General features: G+C 42.1%; 18 protein-coding genes. 7 read left to right on the forward strand and 11 right to left on the reverse strand.

The window, feature by feature from the left end; translation table 11 throughout:
* Positions 1 to 6: 6 nt before the first annotated feature.
* Positions 7 to 1,074 (reverse strand): GumC domain-containing protein, encoded by a 1,068-nt coding sequence (locus tag G458_RS0114675; protein ID WP_026952553.1) that lies wholly within the window; start codon positions 1,072 to 1,074, stop codon positions 7 to 9.
* Positions 1,071 to 3,653 (reverse strand): SLBB domain-containing protein, encoded by a 2,583-nt coding sequence (locus tag G458_RS0114680; RefSeq protein WP_026952554.1) that lies wholly within the window; start codon positions 3,651 to 3,653, stop codon positions 1,071 to 1,073. The genes G458_RS0114675 and G458_RS0114680 overlap by 4 nt, the downstream gene beginning before the upstream one ends.
* 139 nt (positions 3,654 to 3,792) lie before the next feature.
* Here G458_RS0114680 and G458_RS0114685 point away from each other — a divergent pair, with 139 nt between their 5' ends.
* On the forward strand, positions 3,793 to 4,686 hold the full coding sequence (locus G458_RS0114685) for a hypothetical protein (protein WP_026952555.1): 894 nt from the start codon (positions 3,793 to 3,795) through the stop codon (positions 4,684 to 4,686).
* Here G458_RS0114685 and G458_RS0114690 read toward each other — a convergent pair.
* Both G458_RS0114690 and G458_RS0114695 read right to left on the reverse strand, forming a co-directional pair.
* A complete protein-coding gene (locus G458_RS0114690; protein ID WP_026952556.1) occupies positions 4,672 to 5,745 on the reverse strand; it encodes a DNA methyltransferase in 1,074 nt (357 codons plus the stop codon). The two genes, G458_RS0114685 and G458_RS0114690, sit on opposite strands and share 15 nt — an antisense overlap.
* Positions 5,746 to 5,833: 88 nt before the next feature.
* On the reverse strand, positions 5,834 to 6,838 hold the full coding sequence (locus G458_RS0114695) for an SPASM domain-containing protein (RefSeq protein WP_026952557.1): 1,005 nt from the start codon (positions 6,836 to 6,838) through the stop codon (positions 5,834 to 5,836).
* Between the two features lie 111 nt (positions 6,839 to 6,949).
* On the opposite strand from G458_RS0114695, the gene gldB reads away from it, so the two are divergent.
* Positions 6,950 to 7,954, forward strand: coding sequence for a gliding motility lipoprotein GldB (gene gldB, locus G458_RS0114700; protein WP_026952558.1), 1,005 nt, complete (start codon positions 6,950 to 6,952; stop codon positions 7,952 to 7,954).
* Here the strand turns inward: gldB and G458_RS0114705 are convergent.
* The 3 genes from G458_RS0114705 to nth are packed head-to-tail and all read right to left on the reverse strand — an operon-like array spanning position 7,917 to position 11,581.
* Positions 7,917 to 9,137, reverse strand: a complete 1,221-nt coding sequence (locus G458_RS0114705; protein ID WP_026952559.1) for a glycosyltransferase family 4 protein — start codon at positions 9,135 to 9,137, stop codon at positions 7,917 to 7,919. The two genes, gldB and G458_RS0114705, sit on opposite strands and share 38 nt — an antisense overlap.
* On the reverse strand, positions 9,134 to 10,909 hold the full coding sequence (gene asnB / locus G458_RS0114710; RefSeq protein WP_026952560.1) for an asparagine synthase (glutamine-hydrolyzing): 1,776 nt from the start codon (positions 10,907 to 10,909) through the stop codon (positions 9,134 to 9,136). Before asnB ends, G458_RS0114705 begins: the two co-directional genes overlap by 4 nt.
* Positions 10,910 to 10,912: 3 nt before the next feature.
* Positions 10,913 to 11,581 carry an endonuclease III gene (nth, locus tag G458_RS0114715; RefSeq protein WP_026952561.1) on the reverse strand — a complete coding sequence of 223 codons (669 nt, stop codon included), beginning with the start codon at positions 11,579 to 11,581 and terminating at the stop codon, positions 10,913 to 10,915.
* A gap of 124 nt (positions 11,582 to 11,705) precedes the next feature.
* On the opposite strand from nth, the gene G458_RS0114720 reads away from it, so the two are divergent.
* From G458_RS0114720 to G458_RS0114730, 3 genes are read left to right on the forward strand one after another with little or no spacing between them, the layout of a single operon-like run.
* Positions 11,706 to 11,918, forward strand: a complete 213-nt coding sequence (locus tag G458_RS0114720; RefSeq protein WP_026952562.1) for a hypothetical protein — start codon at positions 11,706 to 11,708, stop codon at positions 11,916 to 11,918.
* Positions 11,899 to 12,165 carry a type II toxin-antitoxin system RelE family toxin gene (locus G458_RS0114725; protein WP_026952563.1) on the forward strand — a complete coding sequence of 89 codons (267 nt, stop codon included), beginning with the start codon at positions 11,899 to 11,901 and terminating at the stop codon, positions 12,163 to 12,165. The genes G458_RS0114720 and G458_RS0114725 overlap by 20 nt, the downstream gene beginning before the upstream one ends.
* Positions 12,166 to 12,169: 4 nt before the next feature.
* Positions 12,170 to 13,288: a DmpA family aminopeptidase gene (locus G458_RS0114730; RefSeq protein ID WP_026952564.1), complete on the forward strand. Its 1,119-nt coding sequence runs from the start codon at positions 12,170 to 12,172 to the stop codon at positions 13,286 to 13,288.
* A gap of 5 nt (positions 13,289 to 13,293) precedes the next feature.
* Here G458_RS0114730 and G458_RS0114735 read toward each other — a convergent pair whose 3' ends face one another.
* Complete coding sequence (locus G458_RS0114735) at positions 13,294 to 13,698, reverse strand: DUF202 domain-containing protein (RefSeq protein ID WP_026952565.1); 405 nt, start codon at positions 13,696 to 13,698, stop codon at positions 13,294 to 13,296.
* Positions 13,699 to 13,839: 141 nt separating this feature from the next.
* On the opposite strand from G458_RS0114735, the gene G458_RS0114740 reads away from it, so the two are divergent.
* Positions 13,840 to 15,030 (forward strand): hypothetical protein, encoded by a 1,191-nt coding sequence (locus G458_RS0114740; RefSeq protein ID WP_026952566.1) that lies wholly within the window; start codon positions 13,840 to 13,842, stop codon positions 15,028 to 15,030.
* A 3-nt stretch (positions 15,031 to 15,033) separates the two neighbouring features.
* Here G458_RS0114740 and G458_RS0114745 read toward each other — a convergent pair whose 3' ends face one another.
* On the reverse strand, positions 15,034 to 16,410 hold the full coding sequence (locus tag G458_RS0114745; RefSeq protein ID WP_026952567.1) for a methyltransferase RsmF C-terminal domain-like protein: 1,377 nt from the start codon (positions 16,408 to 16,410) through the stop codon (positions 15,034 to 15,036).
* Between the two features lie 111 nt (positions 16,411 to 16,521).
* On the opposite strand from G458_RS0114745, the gene G458_RS0114750 reads away from it, so the two are divergent.
* The gene (locus G458_RS0114750; protein WP_026952568.1) at positions 16,522 to 16,881 is read left to right on the forward strand and encodes a DUF1304 domain-containing protein; all 360 of its coding nucleotides are present in this window, start codon (positions 16,522 to 16,524) and stop codon (positions 16,879 to 16,881) included.
* Between the two features lie 20 nt (positions 16,882 to 16,901).
* Here the strand turns inward: G458_RS0114750 and G458_RS20975 are convergent, their stop codons facing one another.
* Together G458_RS20975 and G458_RS0114760 are read right to left on the reverse strand one after the other, a co-directional pair.
* Entirely contained in the window at positions 16,902 to 17,219 is a 318-nt protein-coding gene (locus G458_RS20975) for a nucleotidyltransferase domain-containing protein (RefSeq protein ID WP_035468308.1), read from the reverse strand.
* Positions 17,189 to 17,545, reverse strand: a complete 357-nt coding sequence (locus tag G458_RS0114760) for a HEPN domain-containing protein (RefSeq protein WP_084438882.1) — start codon at positions 17,543 to 17,545, stop codon at positions 17,189 to 17,191. Before G458_RS0114760 ends, G458_RS20975 begins: the two co-directional genes overlap by 31 nt.
* Positions 17,546 to 17,718 lie beyond the last annotated feature (173 nt).

A 17,718-nucleotide genomic window follows, 5' to 3' on the forward strand; every position in this document is an offset into this window, starting at 1 on the left:
TAGAGTTTAGCTTTCCTGCACATGTTTTTGGTACAGTCTGCGGAAGTAAAGTCCAAATAAAACCAGAAGACCAGCGAAAATGGCTCCCAAGACCATGCCTTTTACCAAGCGGATTTCTGTCCGTTTCAGCGGGAATCTGGGAGAGTCGATGATTTGGATCAAAGGGGAATTGTTGCGGTGGTTGACCTTGGCGATTTCGAGATTTTTGACAATTTCCTGATATACTGCCCCCGTGGCTTGTACATCAATTTGACGCTTTCGGCTTTCTACGGTAGCACTTGTCAATAAGGGGTTCGCATTAGGCACCCGGTCCTGGGCTGAGGCGTAGGCCCCGATACTTTCATCCAAGATAGCCCTCACAGAATCCGCTTGAGATTGAAGGATGGCCAGGTTTTCTCCCGTCTTTTTGGTTTTGGTCTCGAAATAGAAGGTATTGACTTTTCCTACCAAAGTCTCATTGAATACCTTAGCAAAAGCCTGGTCTTTCGAGGAAATACTTACCTGAATGATGCTGAGTTTCCGATCAGGTTTGGCTACGGCAAGCTGGCTTTCCCGGATTAATTTGGCTACTTCAAAGATTACCGAGTCTTGTGTAATGCTGAAGTTTTCCCGGGGAATAGAAAAGTCCAATTGGCTAAAATCAACTTTGGAGGCCCATTTTTCATCCAATTCCTCAAACTCGACAAATCGGTCAATCAAGAGTTTATCCCCTTCAAATGGACTCAACAAGGTCTCCCCAAGCATACGGTCCGAACGATAGAGCTCCATGATATTATCGCCTTGAAAAAGTCCGCTGGTACTTCCCAAGGAGCCCAAATTCACCCCCACCAAGGAAGCTAAACCGGACATCTGACCTATATTTCCCGCATCCCCTTCTTCAAGTACAAAGGAGGTCTCGGCATGGAAAACAGGCTTTTTGAAAATCGAGACCAATGCCCCTAGCCCAAGGCCGATAATTCCGGCCAGGAATAAGATTTTCCATTTGGAAAGGAAGTAAGCAAGCCAATCTTGTAAGTTTTGAATCACTTCACGAAAGGTGAATTGATTGTCAGAAAAATGCTTATTCTCCGTCATTGCCAGTTGATTTGAGAGAGTACCAAAGCCAAGGTGGCCAATCCGGTGGTGACACCGACTACTTCACCAAGTCTCAGAGGGATTCTAGGCCCTTTGGTCGGAACGATTACTTCTGCTCCGGGTTCCACAGGTGGGTAGTTTCTGATTCCCATAAATCCTTTGGTTCTTTTCACTGCTCCATTCGCATAGACTACATAAGTCTGCTTCCTGTTGGCTCTGCGCTCAAAGCCGCCGGCGCTGTTGATGTAATATTTCAAACCCTTGCCTTGCTGGTGTCGGATGGTGGTAGGATAGACGACATCCCCTCTCATTCTGACGGTTTGCAAAAGCTTAGGAATGGTCAGAATATCTCCTTCTTCCAATAAAAGATCTTCCTCCGAACCGGGGTTGGAAAGGATTTTCTCCAAATTGATCGCTACAGCTTCAGATTCTTTGATTTTTACAGCAAACCCTGGGGTCTCAGCGGCGATTTGATCCAAGGATTCTTTTTTGGCATTGGTTGGAAGCGTGTCCTGAGTGCTTTTTGTTTCTTTTGGAAGGTCTTTGAAAAGTCTTTTCAGGAGTTCTTCCTGAGCTTCTGAGTTATTGGGATCTTCGATCAGCCTCAATCGAAGAGCTTCCAAGTTGCGCTGTCTTCGGATTTGCTCGGATTCTGTGTTGAAAAATTCCGTTCGTCGGATTAACGTAGCGCCTTTGGAATAAGCAAAAGAATTCAACCCGCCGGCTCTTCTTACCAAGTCGGAAATTCTTTCCACGCTGCTCTCGATTGCAAAAATTCCCGGTGAATTCACTTGGCCTTCCACCGACACCAATCTCTGCATGTTAAAATTGGAACGCTTTCGGACGATTACCTGATCAAAAGGCTGCAAAGTTTGGCTGCTGGAATTGATGGATAGGTCAGGATTTACGGAAGTAGGGATGATATCTGCCAAGGTTCCCAAGTCTGCATCTTCCAGCCTTCTGGCGATTTCCACATCTTGCGTATTGGCACTTTCCTGGAGTCCCCCGGCCATCAGGATCAATTCCTCCGGAGTCATTCCTGCAGCATAGGGATAAGTTCCGGGCCTTTTGACTTCGCCGAGAATCTGTACGTACCGCTCATTCTGAATATCGTATATGCTGGAAATCCTCACTACATCTTCCCGTTGAAGACGAATGTCTGGACTCGTACCTTCCAAAATACCTTTGAGGTTCACCTCAATTACTTCTGAACTTAAATCCGTTTTGGTTCTCAAAATACTGGCTCGCTGGGTATAAGCATCTCCCTTAAGTCCCTCGGCATTTTTGATCAACTGAGACAAGGTAAGACCCTCAGTTAGGGCAAAAGTACCCTGACGGAAAACAGCCCCTTTGATCTGCACTCTGTTGGAGTAGCGGTCTAAAATCCTCCCTACGGTTATCTCATCTCCTCCTTGGAGCAGAAAAATGCCAAATTGATTCTGGAAGACATCGGAGACTGATCTTTGATTTCCGGTGATCCGGGATATTGAAATACGGTCTTTGAAGGCATAGTCGGTGAACCCACCGGCATAATGAATTAGGTCCTTGAGGTTGTCCTGAGGCTTGAGTTCAAAAGTCAAAGGTCGCTTGACTTCTCCCTTGATTTTTGCTCTGGCCAAAAATGGCTGAACCAACAATACATCCTGATCCTGGAGCTGGAGGTCCAGGTTGGCAGTGCCATTGATCAAGAGGTCATACACGTCAATTTCAGCAACCTGCTTATTGTTTCGCATTAGTTTGATGGCCCTTAAGGTGCCATTTTCGTTAGGTCCACCAGCAGCATAAAGGGCATTGAAAACAGTCGAAAATGCACTCAAAGTAAAAGTGCCAGGGAGTCTGACTTCTCCCAAAATATGAACTTTGATGGTTTTGACATTCCCTAAGGTGACTTGAAGGAAAGTTCGGGGATTGCTTCCACTGAGGCTTGGATAAAACCTTGCCACTCTGTTTTTCAGAATTGCAGAAGCTTCTTCAATTGATTTTCCGGACACAGATACAGGTCCAATATTATCTAGAAGCACAAAGCCGTCAGGGTTTACCGTAGCTTCGTAATACTTCTCGGATTCTCCATAGATGTCCACATAAATCAAGTCTCCCGGGCCCAGAATGTAATTTTTTGGTGTGGCCTGATTCAGGCTGGGCTCGAAACTGAGTCTTCTGTTACTTTGATAAAACAAGCTGGAGCCGAAGATTTCACCAGATGGAGGATTTTCCAAAATCTGCTGAGGTTGGATTAATCCCCGGGTGATCTCATTGAGGTCCACTTGTTGCCTTGGCTCACGTTTGGAGGCATTGGATTCTCTTCTTTGTCCACCCAAACTCATAGCTTCTATTCTTTCTCTGAGCTTTTCTACTTCCAAAGAAGGCATTCCTCTCATTTGGGCCATTTGGAGAAATTCAGACGTGCTCAAGCCAGCAGCATTGGCACGATTTACCAATTCCTCGATTTGAGAATCACTCAATTCATCCACTTTGATGGACGTGATATCAGCACTTTGTTGGGAAACAGCTTCTGGACTGTACAGGTAAAGCGCACTGAGAATGGCGAAAAAGTACCAGAGTCTTTTGGATAAAATCATGAGTAAAACCGAGTTCCGGGTGTATTATCGGGCAATTTAGGAGTTAAAAATCCATCAAATTCTCTAGTCTACCAAATTTTGGGGGCTACACTTGACTTTGAATAGAAATAATAAGTATTTAGGTAAAAAATCTTGATCCATGTTAGACCCATTAGATTTACAATTAAAATCAAAGAAAAAAACTCTTTTAGAATTTTTTAAAACATCCAGGAATGTCCTCACTTTCTTGAATTTTTCGACCACAGACACTTTAATTTCAGGAGACTATAGAATTTCAAAGCAGAAAATCGAAGGAAGTGAAAAATATTTGAGACCAATTAACACTAAACTATTCATTTCAGATCCCATCGAATTTGAAAATAAGTTTTTAGAGTTGCTAATTGTGCTTGGAAAAATTAAAGCCAGGAATTTTCCTATCCTCGATGAAGAAAAAATTATTATTGATTCAGTTCTTTATACAATTCAACAATCAATTGGCGCTGGATTCGATTTGTTATTAGGAAGTAACAGCTCAAGAAAGCATGTAGGAAATAGATTTGAGGAATTAGTAAAGGCAGTTTTTGATGAAATAGGCGTTTCTAATAAAAAAACAGTCCTTCAAATTCCTTATAAGACTGAGGACGGTGAAAAAATTTACAAATGTGAAAATGATATAATCCTTTCCCCATTTGATAAAGTCAACTCTACCTCTTCTTTCCTTGACAAGGATGAAATTGTAGTATCTGCAAAAACCACCTCAAAGGATCGTATGGGTAAGATTTTTATAGACAAAATGCTTCTTGAGACATTTGTTGGTCACCCACAAAAAGTTATAGGAATATTTTTAAATGATGTTCAACGAAAAGAGAGCGGGGGAATTTCCCACACTTTAGTTTCTGGTCTATTTATGGTTTACACCCAGTTTTTGACATCTTTAGAAGGTATATACTATTTGGACCCTCCTCCTGCAGCTTTAAAAAAACCGTTTTCAAATCACATGAAGAAGTTCTCAGATCTTGTTTCGGTAGACATCTTTGAATTATTCTCCTCTTAATTTTTTTCTCCTTGAATTAGATTTTCGGGTATCCAATTCAGCGTGAATTCTCTTTAAATGATTACTATCTGAAAGACGTTCTCTTATTATTTTGCAATGATTTTCATTCAATTCTGTACCTAACCATTTTCTTCCATACGCTTCAGAAACTGCAAATGTAGTCCCAGATCCTCCAAAAGGATCCAAAACCAAGTCCCCCTCTTTCGAACTTGAAAGAATTATTTTTCGAAGTAATTCAACAGGTTTTTGGGTTAGGTGAGGAAATCTCTCCCAAGAACCATTTGATATAGTTGGAATTTCAAAAACATCTTTAGGTTTTGCTCCTAGTGGGTTTGGTTTCCAAACATGTTTATTATTATCCCCTTTGGAATATTGGGAAGTCTCAGCTTGTGACCTTTCGGGATATTTTAATGTATGATCATTGTAAGGAATTCTTACTTCATCTATGTTGAAATAGAAATTTTTACTCTTCCTTAGGTGCAAAATGCTTTCATGTGAACGACCCCAATCCTTCCCTAGGTTTGCTTTATTTCGATAAAACCAAATCAACCATTTTGTACTATGAAAAAGACCATTTGTTACCCATTTTATGTCAGAAAGTATTTCTGAAAATCCGCAAACGTAAAGTGAGCCGGTTTTTTTTAGTACCCTATGAGATTCTCTAATCCATTCATAGCACCAATCCAAATAATCTTTTTGAGAAGTAAATGTGTCCCAATCTGCTTTGCCTATATTGTACGGTGGATCAGAAAAAATTAAATCGATACTATTTGATTCGAGAGTTTTCAAATATGAAATGGCATCCATTTGATATAATTTTCCAAGTTTGGATTCAAAAAATGGATTAGAAACCAATTCAAGGTCAGAAGACTTAAGATATCTTATTTCTAATTGAAGTTCATCCGCAAATGAGTTTAGTTGGTTTTCAGAGTAAACTCTATAATTATTTATTGGGTGGCGAATTGAACTGAATTTTCCAGAATTATCCCATCTTCTTAAAGTCTCTGTACTAACCTCTAGTTTTTTGGCTGCTTCGCCTATAGTTAAGTATTTTTCCATTAGAGTATAACCTTACACAAGGTTATACAATTTTTAATAAAAAGGCAATATGAAATCATCAATTAAATGATTATATGGGAGAAAATAATTACTCCGTACAATTTTTACATATCTCGATTTGGCTTCTGTCCCTCAAAAGCTGAGCCCGAAATCGCGCATAAACCTCTGAATTCCAGATTTCCTTCAAGCTATTTTGGCTCAGTTCTCCCATGACATGATGAGCATCCTTATCAAAGCAACAGGGCACAATCTTACCATCCCAGGTAGCCACGGCCCCCTGCCACATTCTCCAGCATTTATTTTCCAGCTTTTTCTTAAGCTTCCATTTGCCATTCCCGGCAGGGATATATCGGGAATATCCCAAATCAGAAGGGATCAACTCTGATCCGTATTCGAAATCATAAATCTGGGTGGTCTTGAGTTGCAATTCGTCCACTCCAATCTCCTTAGCCCATAGCTGAAGTGCGGGAATTTGGTGTTCATTTTGCCCGGTGACCAAAAACTGCAAAACCACACGGGGGAAGGATTTTTTGGCCTTTTTCCGTTCAGAAAGCAAGAGTTGGAGTCCTTCCTGGACTTTTTCGAGGTTTCCTCCCACGCGGTATTTTTCATAAATCTCCTGCGTGATCCCGTCCATCGAGACAATTAACTGCCTGAGCCCGGAGTCCAGGATTTCTGATACAGTTTTTGGACTCAGGTAATGTGCGTTGGTGGAGGAGGAGGTAAATATCTTTCGCTCATTCGCATATTTCACCATTTCCAGAAACCGGGGATTCAAGAAAGGCTCTCCCTGAAAATACAAATGCAACCAGCTGAGATGAGACTGGACTTGAGTTATGGTTTTTTCAAAAAGTGACTCCTGAAGCATCCCGGTAGGGCGAGTGAAAGATCTCAAGCCGGAGGGACATTCGGGACAGCGGAGATTGCAGCTCGTGGTGGGTTCTATGCTCAGGGTGGTCGGACGCCCTAAAATCATGGGCTTTCCCACCCATTTGCTCCAATGAAATGAAAAAAACAGCAGCAGGAAGTTCCCAACTTTTGCGAAGCTGAGGTAAGAAAAAAATGCAAGTGCTGTAATCCATTGATTTTTCACCGTGGAAATTTAGTGGAATTGACTCAAGGAGAAAATCTCAGGATATCAATCCTTAGGTTTCTTCGTTGAATCCAAAGGCTTTATTTATTTTGCCTTCAAATATTCCCACCCATGCGAAGAGTCTTCCCCGTTTTTTTGATGATTGGTCTGCTGGTTTTCTTTTCCTGCGGAAAAAAACAAACCGAATGTGAGTTGGATCCCGATATTCTATCTCAGCCCCTGGATTTGGAATTTGCCCGCTTGGAGAAAGAGTTTTTTGAAGCAAAAAGCCCAGAAGACATCAAGTTTTTACTCGAAAAATACCCTGACTTTTCTTCGGGTTACCTTGAGCTGGATCAATATCCTTCAGTAGATTCCTTGGCCAGTGTGCTCTGGGAAGTCAATCAGGATTCGGCAATGCGAGTTTTGTATGATTCTGTCCTGGTGGAGTTTTCGGATGTTTCGGATATCGAAACCGAGTTGGAAAATGCATTTAAATCCATTCGGCACTATTTTCCGGATTTCAAGGCCCCTAAGGTATATACCTTTGTCTCAGGGTTTAATTCCGATTTGGTGATTTCAGAGGATATGATTGTCATCGGCCTGGATTATTTTCTCCCTGCGGATCATGAGTTTCAACCGGACATTGCCAGATACATGGCCGTGCGGTATGAACGGAAGTTTTTGGTACCCATGATCGTGTTGGCAATATCTTCCCGATACAATCAGACCAACCCGGCTGACATTACCCTGCTTTCAGAAATGATCTATTATGGCAAAGCCTACCATTTTGTCAAATCCATCATGCCTTGTACCTCCGACCAATATATTATCGGATATACCCCCGAAGAAATCGAAGAATGCTGGGCCAATGAGGAATACATTTGGTCCCATTTTGTGGAAAATGAATTGCTCTTCGAGACCAATCCCTTTGAAATCCGAAAATATATCGGAGAAGCGCCGTTTACAGACGCCATCAGCACCAAAGCTCCCGGAAGATTGGGAAGATGGATGGGATGGAATATCGTGGATGATTATCGTCTCAACCAGGATCTTAGCCTTCCTGAGCTGATGCGGGAAGCCAATGCAGAGCAGATTTTCAGGCAGTCCGGATATCGGCCACGTCGCCCTGAGTAGTGTCGGGATTGGGTTGGATAATTTCTGTCAATCTGGAGATGGCCAACTCTTTGGAAAAATAAGTTTCTGCAAGTTTGCGGGATTTTTTGCCCATTTGCCGGATTTCATCAGGAAGGGATTCCAGTTGCTCAAGCTTGGCAAAAGCTTTTTCCCATTTCCCCGGCAAAAAAGATAAGCCTAGCTGATGGGTTTTGACCAAGTCATATACCCAGCCTTTGTGATTGACCAAAATGGCTTTTCCTGCAGCCAATGCATCAAAAAATTTGTTGGGACTGTTGGTTTTCAAAACAGGGTAATGTGCAAAGGAAATCCAGGAAAAATCGGCTAGGCTCAGCACTTGATTGACTTGATCTTTGGATGAAAAAGGAAGAAACCGGAGTCTATCCAACCTTAGATCTTTGGCTCTTTTTTCCAATAATTCGAGATGGCTTCCCTCGCCCATAATGAGGAAATTCCAGTTTTTCCCTCGATCCCGGGCCATTTTTGCTAATTCCAATAATTCATCCAATGCATTGACCATACCAATGGCACCGGTGTAGGCGATGGTCAAGCCATCAGTCAGTTCCAAGCTATTTTTCAAAGCCTGATCTTTTTCCTGGGGAGAAAACCGGGTTAAATCTGAAAAATTCGGAATTAGGGCAACTTCCTGTTTGGGGCAGACTTGAGTCAAATGAGCTCCAATCCCGGGGGAAAGTGCCACCAAGCTCAAAGCTTCCCGGTAGATTTTTTGCTCCAATCCTTTTAAGTACCGAATCAAAAAAGGGTTGCGAATGGCTCCTACCTGAATGGGTGCTTCCGGCCAAAGATCCCGAACTTCGAAAATATAAGGCAAAGCCATTTTCTTTTTTGCCCAAAGGCCAATCCATCCGGTAGTGAGAGGTGTGGAGGTGATGTACAAAAGGTCAGGGCGGCTCAGCTTTTTTAGCAGACTCTTGCTTTTTCTGACAAACTCCAGGAAAGACCAGGTTCTTTGGAGAAATCCGAACTTTTGATCATAGGGGACTGGAAGGTAATGGACTTTGATTCCTTCAATCCATCGTTGGTCATAAGTAGGCTGGTTGTGGGCTGTGATCATCTCCACCTCGATACCCTGCTGAACAAGTCCTTTGGCCAAATGATAAGATCTGACAGCTCCGCCTTGTTCTGGAGTCCTGAAATATTGGTGGATGTAGATGACTTTCATGATTGATGCAATTTCCACCATTCTGCCAAAAGAAACAGATTGTACAAGGTTAAAAAGTGGGATTTTACCTTTTTCTCTGGATTTTGGCACAAGTCTCTGACGGCTAGGGGAAGTTCAGATTCCCGGCTTTTCCCAAATTCTTTCAAAGTGGAGAAAATCTTGACCGCCACTGGTCCACCTTCCAAGAGCCATTCTTGGAGCGGAAGACCGAATCCGAATTTTTTCCGCTTGGAAATCCAGTTCAACCCGTATTCATCCAGTGAAGCTTTGATCCAAGGCTTATCCAAAAGCAATTTGGGGTCCTCCACCGTTTTCCAAAGGGCGAGCATTTTGCTGCCTAAATATGGAGACCTTCCTTCAATGCCGTGCGCCATTAATGCGTTGTCTTGGATTTTGAGCACATCCTGAACCAGGTACACTTGTCTGTCAAAGTCCAGCATTTGCTTGTAGAATGGAAGTTTGGGATCGAAAATCCGGGCATAATCCTCCACCAAATCGGGATCAAGGTTTTCCAAAGCCGAAAAGTTGAGAAAGGTTTTCTTAGGATCTTGATCAATCCCTGACATCATTTTTTTCCACTCTCTTCCCAAAGGTATTTTGCCCAAAGTCTTGGCCCATTGGATCCAGAAATCTTTCTGCTTGAGGTATTGCGTAAAAGCGCTATGGCGCCGATATCCACCCCAAAGCTCATCTGCTCCGGCACCGGAGATGAGGACTTTGACTTCTTTTTTGGCCTCTTGGGCTAGCATCCAAGTCAGGAAACCAGCCGAATCTCCTACAGGCTGATCTACCGAGGAAAGGTAGGAGTCCCACTGATCCAAAAAGGATTTTTGATCCACCGGGACCATTATATGATTTGCAGGGAACTGCTTGACAAATTTTTGAGCGAAATCAGCGTCCTGATATTTGCTTCTGTATTTTTTCTCCACTTGGATAGTATAGGCCGGTAGCAGGGTTCCTGTTGTTTTATACCAATTGGCATAAAGCAGGGAGCTGTCCGAACCTCCGCTGAGCATCATTCCAACCGGGACATCTGCGTGGAATTGAGTCTTGACGGCTTCCTGTAAGATCTCCTGAAATAGAGCCAGGGAGGGATTTTCGCTCGTCTTCTTGGGCATGGGAATATTATCCCATCTAAATGTCGAATGTTGTAAGATGGTGCTGTATCGGCTGGGTTTCCATTCCCGGATTCCTTTGTAAAAAGTTTTCCCCGGTGTAGCACTTCTGAAGTAATAAAATGAAGGGATTTGCAATGGATCCAATTCAGCCTTGGTCAATTTGGAAATACCGGCGGTTTCAGAGGAAAGAATCAATGCTTCAGGGCTCTGGGAATAGTAAAGAGGCTTTTCTCCATTTCGGTCCCGGGCTACCAAAACAGACTTCTGAACCAGGTTGATATAAATGATGGCAAACATGCCATTCAGCTTGGGAAGGCCTTCGGTTCCGAAAAACTTGAGATGCTGAAGCAGTACTTCCGTATCGGATTGAGTTGAAAATTCCACGCCCATTCTTGTAAGGCCCCCTCTCAGCTCCTTGAAATTGTAGATTTCCCCGTTCCAGACCAAAAGACTTTTTCCCTCCTGATCCCAAAAGGGCTGGTCGGCATCAGAGCCGGGATGAAGGATTTTAAGTCGGTTTACACCTACCCATAAGCCATGCCAGGGTGAAAAAACCGCACTTTGATCCGGCCCTCGATGCTGGGAGCTGTCCACAAGGGATTGAATGGAGTCTTGATTAGCCCCTTTTCCCCAAATCAGATGAATTCCGCACATGGATTATTCGATTTCCTTCGTAATGGCCTTGCCATGGTTTTTCTCAAAATACTTACAAAAATGTGTGATCGTGCATTCCTCACACTTTGGCCTCCGGGCCAGACAAACGTAACGTCCATGCAAAATCAGCCAATGGTGTGCTACATGGATATATTGCTTAGGAATGTGCTTGACCAATTGCTTTTCTACTTCAAATGGAGTTTTGGCAGTCATAGGCACAAGTCCCAATCTTCTGGACACGCGAAACACATGGGTATCCACAGCCATGTTCGGCTGATTCCACACGACTGAGGTGATAACATTGGCGGTTTTTCTCCCCACTCCTGGAAGTTTTACCAACTCTTCCACCGTGGAGGGAACCTCTCCTCCGAAGTCTTCCATGAGCATTTTTCCAAGGCCGATGAGGTGTTTGGTTTTATTGTTTGGGTAAGAAATAGACCGGATGTAAGGAAAAAGCTCATCAAAATGAGTGGCCGCCAAATGTTCTGGTGTAGGGAAATGCTTGAACAATTCACGGGTTACGATATTCACCCGCTTGTCTGTACACTGAGCAGAAAGTACCACTGCGACCAAAAGCTGGAAAGGATTTTCGTATTCCAATTCAGTCTCGGCTACAGGCATATTTTCTGAGAAATGTTGAATAAAAGCTTCGTATCGTTGTTTTTTGAGCATTTCTATGGCAGTAAATTGATCGGTAGGTTAAGATAAGGAAACTTTACTTTTAAGAGATTAAGTTTGTTGAACTGTTGCTCTTGAATTCAAGTTTTGATTTTGAATATATTTAAAGAAAAAAGTCATGGAAGCGATCCTATTAAAAAGCCAAACGGAAGAACAAATTAATCTTATAAAAGAGTTTGCCCAAAAACTAGGAATAGAATTTTCTGTGATCAATGAGGAGGTTTTGGAGGATATTTCCTTGTCAAATGCCATTAAAACAGGAAAATCCAAGAACTACATTTCCTCTGAAGATTTTTTAAATGAACTGAAAAATGAAAATTCTGATCGATAAAACTTTTCAAAAAGATTGGAAAAAAATTAAGGACAAGGACCTCAATCAGAAGTTAATTGAGATTATAGAAAAGGCTCAATTGGCAAATCAGCTTTCGGAACTGCCTCAATTAAAGAAATTGTCCGGAAGTAATCATTTTTATAGGATCCGCCTTGGGGATTTTCGTCTCGGATTGGAGTTGGACGGGGAGGTTTTGATTTTTGTCCGGATATTACATCGAAAAGAGATCTACCGGTATTTCCCCTAATTCCATGAAAAACTTTTATTTCCTTTTCCTGATCATTTTTTTGATGCACCAAAGCTATTCCCAATCCCGCCCAAGGGAGCTGGGAGTTCCATTCGGAATTTTGCCAGCTGGTCAACTCAACGCCATTACAGATGTGCCAGGGGTGAAAGTAGGTCAGCTGACTAAAATCGAAGGCGAAAGCATACGCACCGGGGTGACGGCGATCCTTCCCCATGGAGGAAATCTATTTCAGGAGAAAGTGCCTGCGGCAATTTTTGTGGGGAACGGATTCGGCAAATTGGCAGGAGTCACCCAAATCCAGGAACTGGGAAATATCGAGTCTCCCATTGTTTTGACCAGCACTTTGAGTGTAGCGGCAGGAATTGAAGGGGTGGTACGCTACTCGCTCCATCAACCCGGAAATGAATCTGTTCAATCTGTAAATGCGGTCGTAGGGGAGACCAACGATGGCTATCTGCATGACATTCGTGGGATGCACATTTCACCCAAAGAAGTCATAAGAGCTATAGAATCCGCAAAATCGGGGACTGTTGAGGAAGGCAATGTGGGTGCAGGAACAGGTACGGTGTGTTTTGGCTGGAAAGGCGGAATAGGAACTTCCTCCAGAAAATTGCCTGAAAGTCTCGGCGGCTATACCGTAGGAGTGTTAGTACAGACCAATTTTGGAGGTAATCTTCAGATAGCAGGAATCCCTGTGGGCGAAAAACTGGGGAAGTATCCATTCAAAGATGCTCTGGAAAAATCCGACGGAAGTTGCATGATCGTTGTAGCAACAGATGCTCCGGTGTTGGAAAGAAATCTGGAACGCATGGCCCAGCGCGCCATGATGGGTTTAGCCAAGACGGGAGGGATTGCTTCTAATGGTTCTGGAGATTATGTTATAGCTTTTTCTACGAATGAGGGATTAAGAGTCCCTTATTCAAATCCTTCCCAAAAACTTTTGAAAGCTGAATTTCTGGGAAATGAGGATATGACGGCTTTATTTTTGGCAGTCATTGAGGCTACGGAGGAAGCGATCATCAACTCCTTATTTGCAGCTGAAACCATGACAGGAAAAGATGGAAGAACCGTGGAGGCCTTACCCAAACAGAAGGTATTGGAATGGCTGAAGGGGAAAAACTGAATCGCTTAGGCTTTGAATAGAATAAGGCCGACCAAGGACAGTGCCAAAACTAACAAAAGAATTGACAGCAGGGCGGCCACAGAATATCTGGAATCGGGATAGCTTTCTTTCAGGGTTCTCATGCTTTTCATATGCTGAAAAAGGGAAAGAGACAGCATGATGAAGGATAGAATATAGAGCACCAAAGCAAGTTCCCGCCCGGTAAAAGTTTCAAATAAAGGTGATTTCTTGGTTGCTACACGGTTGAAAAAGAACTCATAGACCACCACTCCAAAAGCTAATATGGTAAAAGAAGTTCTGATCCAAGCCAGCTGGAGTCGCTCAAATGCGGCCCTTGCTCGTTCTAATTGAATTCTTTTTTTCGCTTTCTTACTTTCTGAAATTTCAGATTCTTTATGATGTTCTTCCATGAATCTGCAGAATATTTATTGGATATTAAGATAGAATCTAACAAAAAACTGGGGCTTGAGATAACCTTTCTCAAATAAAAGCGGTGACTTCCCGAGTTTTTTAACTAAAAAAATTATTTAAGAAAATAGTTTAATCCGAATATGGAAAAACAAAGTGAAATAACTTGGCTAGAACATTTGCAAAGAAATAGTTGGGAACCGGAAGTCATTATTTCAGGTATTTCTCTTGCAGTATTATTTATTATACCGTCCAGATTATTTGAAGTTTCTGTGGTTTTGATTCAGGATTATGGATTGGAGCAAATTCCGGCTCAACTGATCTTGGTGTATTTTTCGTTGATAATCACTGTTTTTAAGATATTTCTGGTCATACATCTGGTTATGAGATTTATTTGGGCAGGAATGCTGGGAATTACCTATGCATTTCCGGATGGTGTAATCAAGGAAAAGCTATTTAAGTATTCCCAGACCGTAGAGTATCCCCACCCCAATATTTACCTTCTAAAGCTAGAGCGATGGTGCAGTATGCTCTATGGTTTTCCAATATCTCTTGCGGTTCCAATATTTAGTATTACTGTGTACTTAATCTTACTCATAGGGATTTATTTGGTATTCAATTTAGACTTTCAGGTCGTCTATTTGGTCTTTATGGTTTCTATCATTTTTTTCACCATAGCGTCATTTGTCGGGAAAAACTCTAGAATTAAGAACAAAGTTGGCAGCAGCATGAGTGGCACTATCGGTGCGGTGTACCAAAGCAATCTTGGAAAATGGGCATTTGTTATATTTTCCCTCTTGTTGGTTTTGATCTCGGCACCTTTTATTACTCAAGATTTGAGTGGATTTTCATCTTATCAAATCCAAGTTAATTTAGACCAGGAGGATTTTGACTGGCCGAATGACCGGGAGTATTTTGAAGAGTATAATTCTGAAAAAAAACGATTTCCACGGGTCTGGACACCCACCAAAAGAGTTAATGAAAGTGTGTTGGAAATCTTTTTACCACTTTATCGGAGGGAACAAAATTCCATTGCTCAAATCAATAGTCTCTTGCCTAAAGACAGTATTCCATATGAAAAAGTAGAATCCTATCAGGATCAGTTTAGAATTTACTTGAATGATTCCCTTTTCCAATTAAAAGATTGGTCACAAGTACAGGCAGGACATACTGGTCAGAGAGCATTATTAGGGCAATTACCAATAGGCCATTTAAGTCCTGGAATCCACGAAGTCCGATTGGAAAAACTAACCTATTTGCCTCCTTTTTTAGGTGCAGGAAATGACCTGAGATATCGGGAAAGATGGGCTAGGTTTGAATTTATTAAAGAATGAAACTTAAATCCGAATTCTCCATTCCTTGGGATAGTAATTGTTGATTCGGTTGCCAAGATTCTTTATCCAGCCTAATGGTAATCCCTGATACTTGATCAAAACCCAGCCGAGAGGGATGTCTTCGATCTGGAAATCATTTTTTCTCAAAAACTCCAAGGCTTGGCTTTGTGTCAGTTCGAGGCTTGAAAATTGGGTTTTAGGCAAATTCGACAATGCCCATTCATGACTTGGAATCCATTCGTTTTTTTGCTTTTTGCCCAGCTCGACCCCAAAATAGCGAAGGCTAAGCACTTGGCTGAGCTTTTCAAAATAGCGATAAAATTCCCTTTGAATCCGGAAATAGGAGTCGTTTAGGGTGTAGTATTTTCCTGACCCGTCGAATCCCAATTCTAATTCCAGAGCCTCTGCGTCTTTTTCACTGACAGATTTCAAAACAGCATGTTTGAAATCCTTGATTCTGCCAGGTTCCTGGCTTGAGGCGGTGTCTGGTCTTTTCAGAATAGTGATGAAAAAACCCTCTCCTTCTACCAAATGTGGGAAAAATCGATAGCCATAAAATTTTCCGTCCTCTGTTTGCACACTGGATTCCACAATTCCCCAGGATTCTTCGAGGGCAATCCGAACCGGCTCGAAGGCAAATTCATCGGTGAGAAATCGGATCATGTCTTCATTTTCCTGTTCGTTGAAAGTACAGGTAGAATAAATCAGGTATCCCCCTCCTTTGACCAATGCCCCGGCTTGATCCATAATCCGTTTTTGCCGTGAAGCGCAAAGCGTCACGTGGTCCACAGACCATTCTTCCCGGGCTTGTGGGTCTTTTCGGAACATGCCCTCTCCGGAGCATGGAGCGTCTACTAACACCAAATCAAAGAAACCCTCCAATGGGTAAAAATGATCGGGGTCATTATTGGTGACTAAGGTATTTCCCAGACCCCATTTGATGACATTTTCTTTGAGAATCTGGGCTCTGGATTGAATTACCTCATTGGCCACCAGAAGGCCTTCATTTCCTAAATAGGTGGACAAAAGTGTGCTTTTTCCTCCGGGAGCAGCTGCCAGATCCAAGTATATGCCTTTGGGAATTTCCAGGCTTTTTAGAATGTGATCGATAAACATGGAGGAGGCTTCCTGGACGTAGTAGCCACCTGCATGAAAAATGGGATCAAGGGTAAAGCTTGGCCTTTCTTCCAAAAAATAGCCAGTAACTGTCCATGGAATCTGACTGGCAGACCAATTGAGTTTGAAAGGTTTTGAGGTGTTTAGCCGAATGGAAGTTCGGGCAGGCTTATCGATGGCATTTAAAAAAAGCTCGTATTCTTTCTTTCCCAATAGGATTTGCATCTGGGATTCGAAGTCCTTGGGAAGTTGGATAGCTGACATGGGTCAAAGATAGTGATCAGATTTCAGTCCAAATTGGTAGATTTTCTGATAACTGAGATTGATCAATGAACACTTTAAAAATGTGTAAATTAATCCTGAACTCATACAACTATGGAACTCCTTACTAACCTCCTCATTGGGCTGATAGCCGCATTGCATTTGTATTTTTTATGGTTTGAGATGTTTGCCTGGGAGACTACAGGGAGGAAGATTTTTCGGCAGATGCCTAAAGATATTTTCCCCAAAACGAAGGTAATGGCCGCAAATCAGGGCTTGTATAATGGATTTCTGGTAGCGGGTTTGGTTTGGTCCTTGATTATTACTGACCCGGTCTGGGCGGATAAAGTAGCCTTGTTTTTTCTGACCTGCGTCTTGATTGCAGGGATTTTTGGGGCAATTACAGCGAGTAAAAAAATATTCTATGTGCAGGGCTTGCCGGCCTTGGTGGGGATTGTATTGATTTTGATTTAGGTTCACGGCAGCCGTCGGTATTAGGCTATTTGAATTCCTGTTTCTTTAATTTTTGAAATCAAAGAAGAACCTTCCGAATTCTCATAATTTTTGGTCCCAATGATAATGGGCTCAATTCTAGAATTGACTTTGCTGGTCAACCTCCAAACTTTTCCTACCAATCTATCATTGGATTCCTCAAATCCGTCCGAAACTAACAAAACATCAATATCGCTTTCTTCAGTGGCAGAATTATCTCCATAGCTTCCGTACAAGAAAGCTTTACTGACTGAAATTCCCTCGGCGCGAAGAATTTCAATGTATTTTTTCAGTAGTTGGATAACCTCTCCTTGAGCCATGATAATTGCATTTTAGTTTCTCTCAAATAGTCTTGAACCACTCGATATTCGGGAATAAACGGTTGATATCCCGGGTATCTTCCTTCCAATTGATATTTCATCAACACGCCGAAAAACTCCAAGGTTTCATCCTTAAGTAATAGTTCAGATTTTTCAGAAAGATAAATCAAGTTGTGGGATTTGGGAGCTAATTCTCCAGTGACTTTGACCACATGCGCTTTGATTGCTTTCTCGATAACCAAATGACAAAAGAATAAACCATGTAGAAATCTGCGTTCCTCGATCAGAATTTCAGCAACTTCTAGATCTTCAGAAGCTCCAGTAATCTAATATTCAACTTGTTTTTCAATGTTTATTCCCATTTGTGTTATCAGTTCTAATAGGCCAATTCTGACCAAAAAATTTTCATAGAGTTCTGCCTGCTTTAATTCGTTTTTGAGTTCTTCCTAGAAAATATATCGACCTTATTTAAAATCTTCCTCCGCTTCAGCCACTCGAT

Origin of the sequence: Algoriphagus mannitolivorans DSM 15301, assembly GCF_000429425.1 — a bacterium.
GTDB lineage: Bacteria > Bacteroidota > Bacteroidia > Cytophagales > Cyclobacteriaceae > Algoriphagus > Algoriphagus mannitolivorans.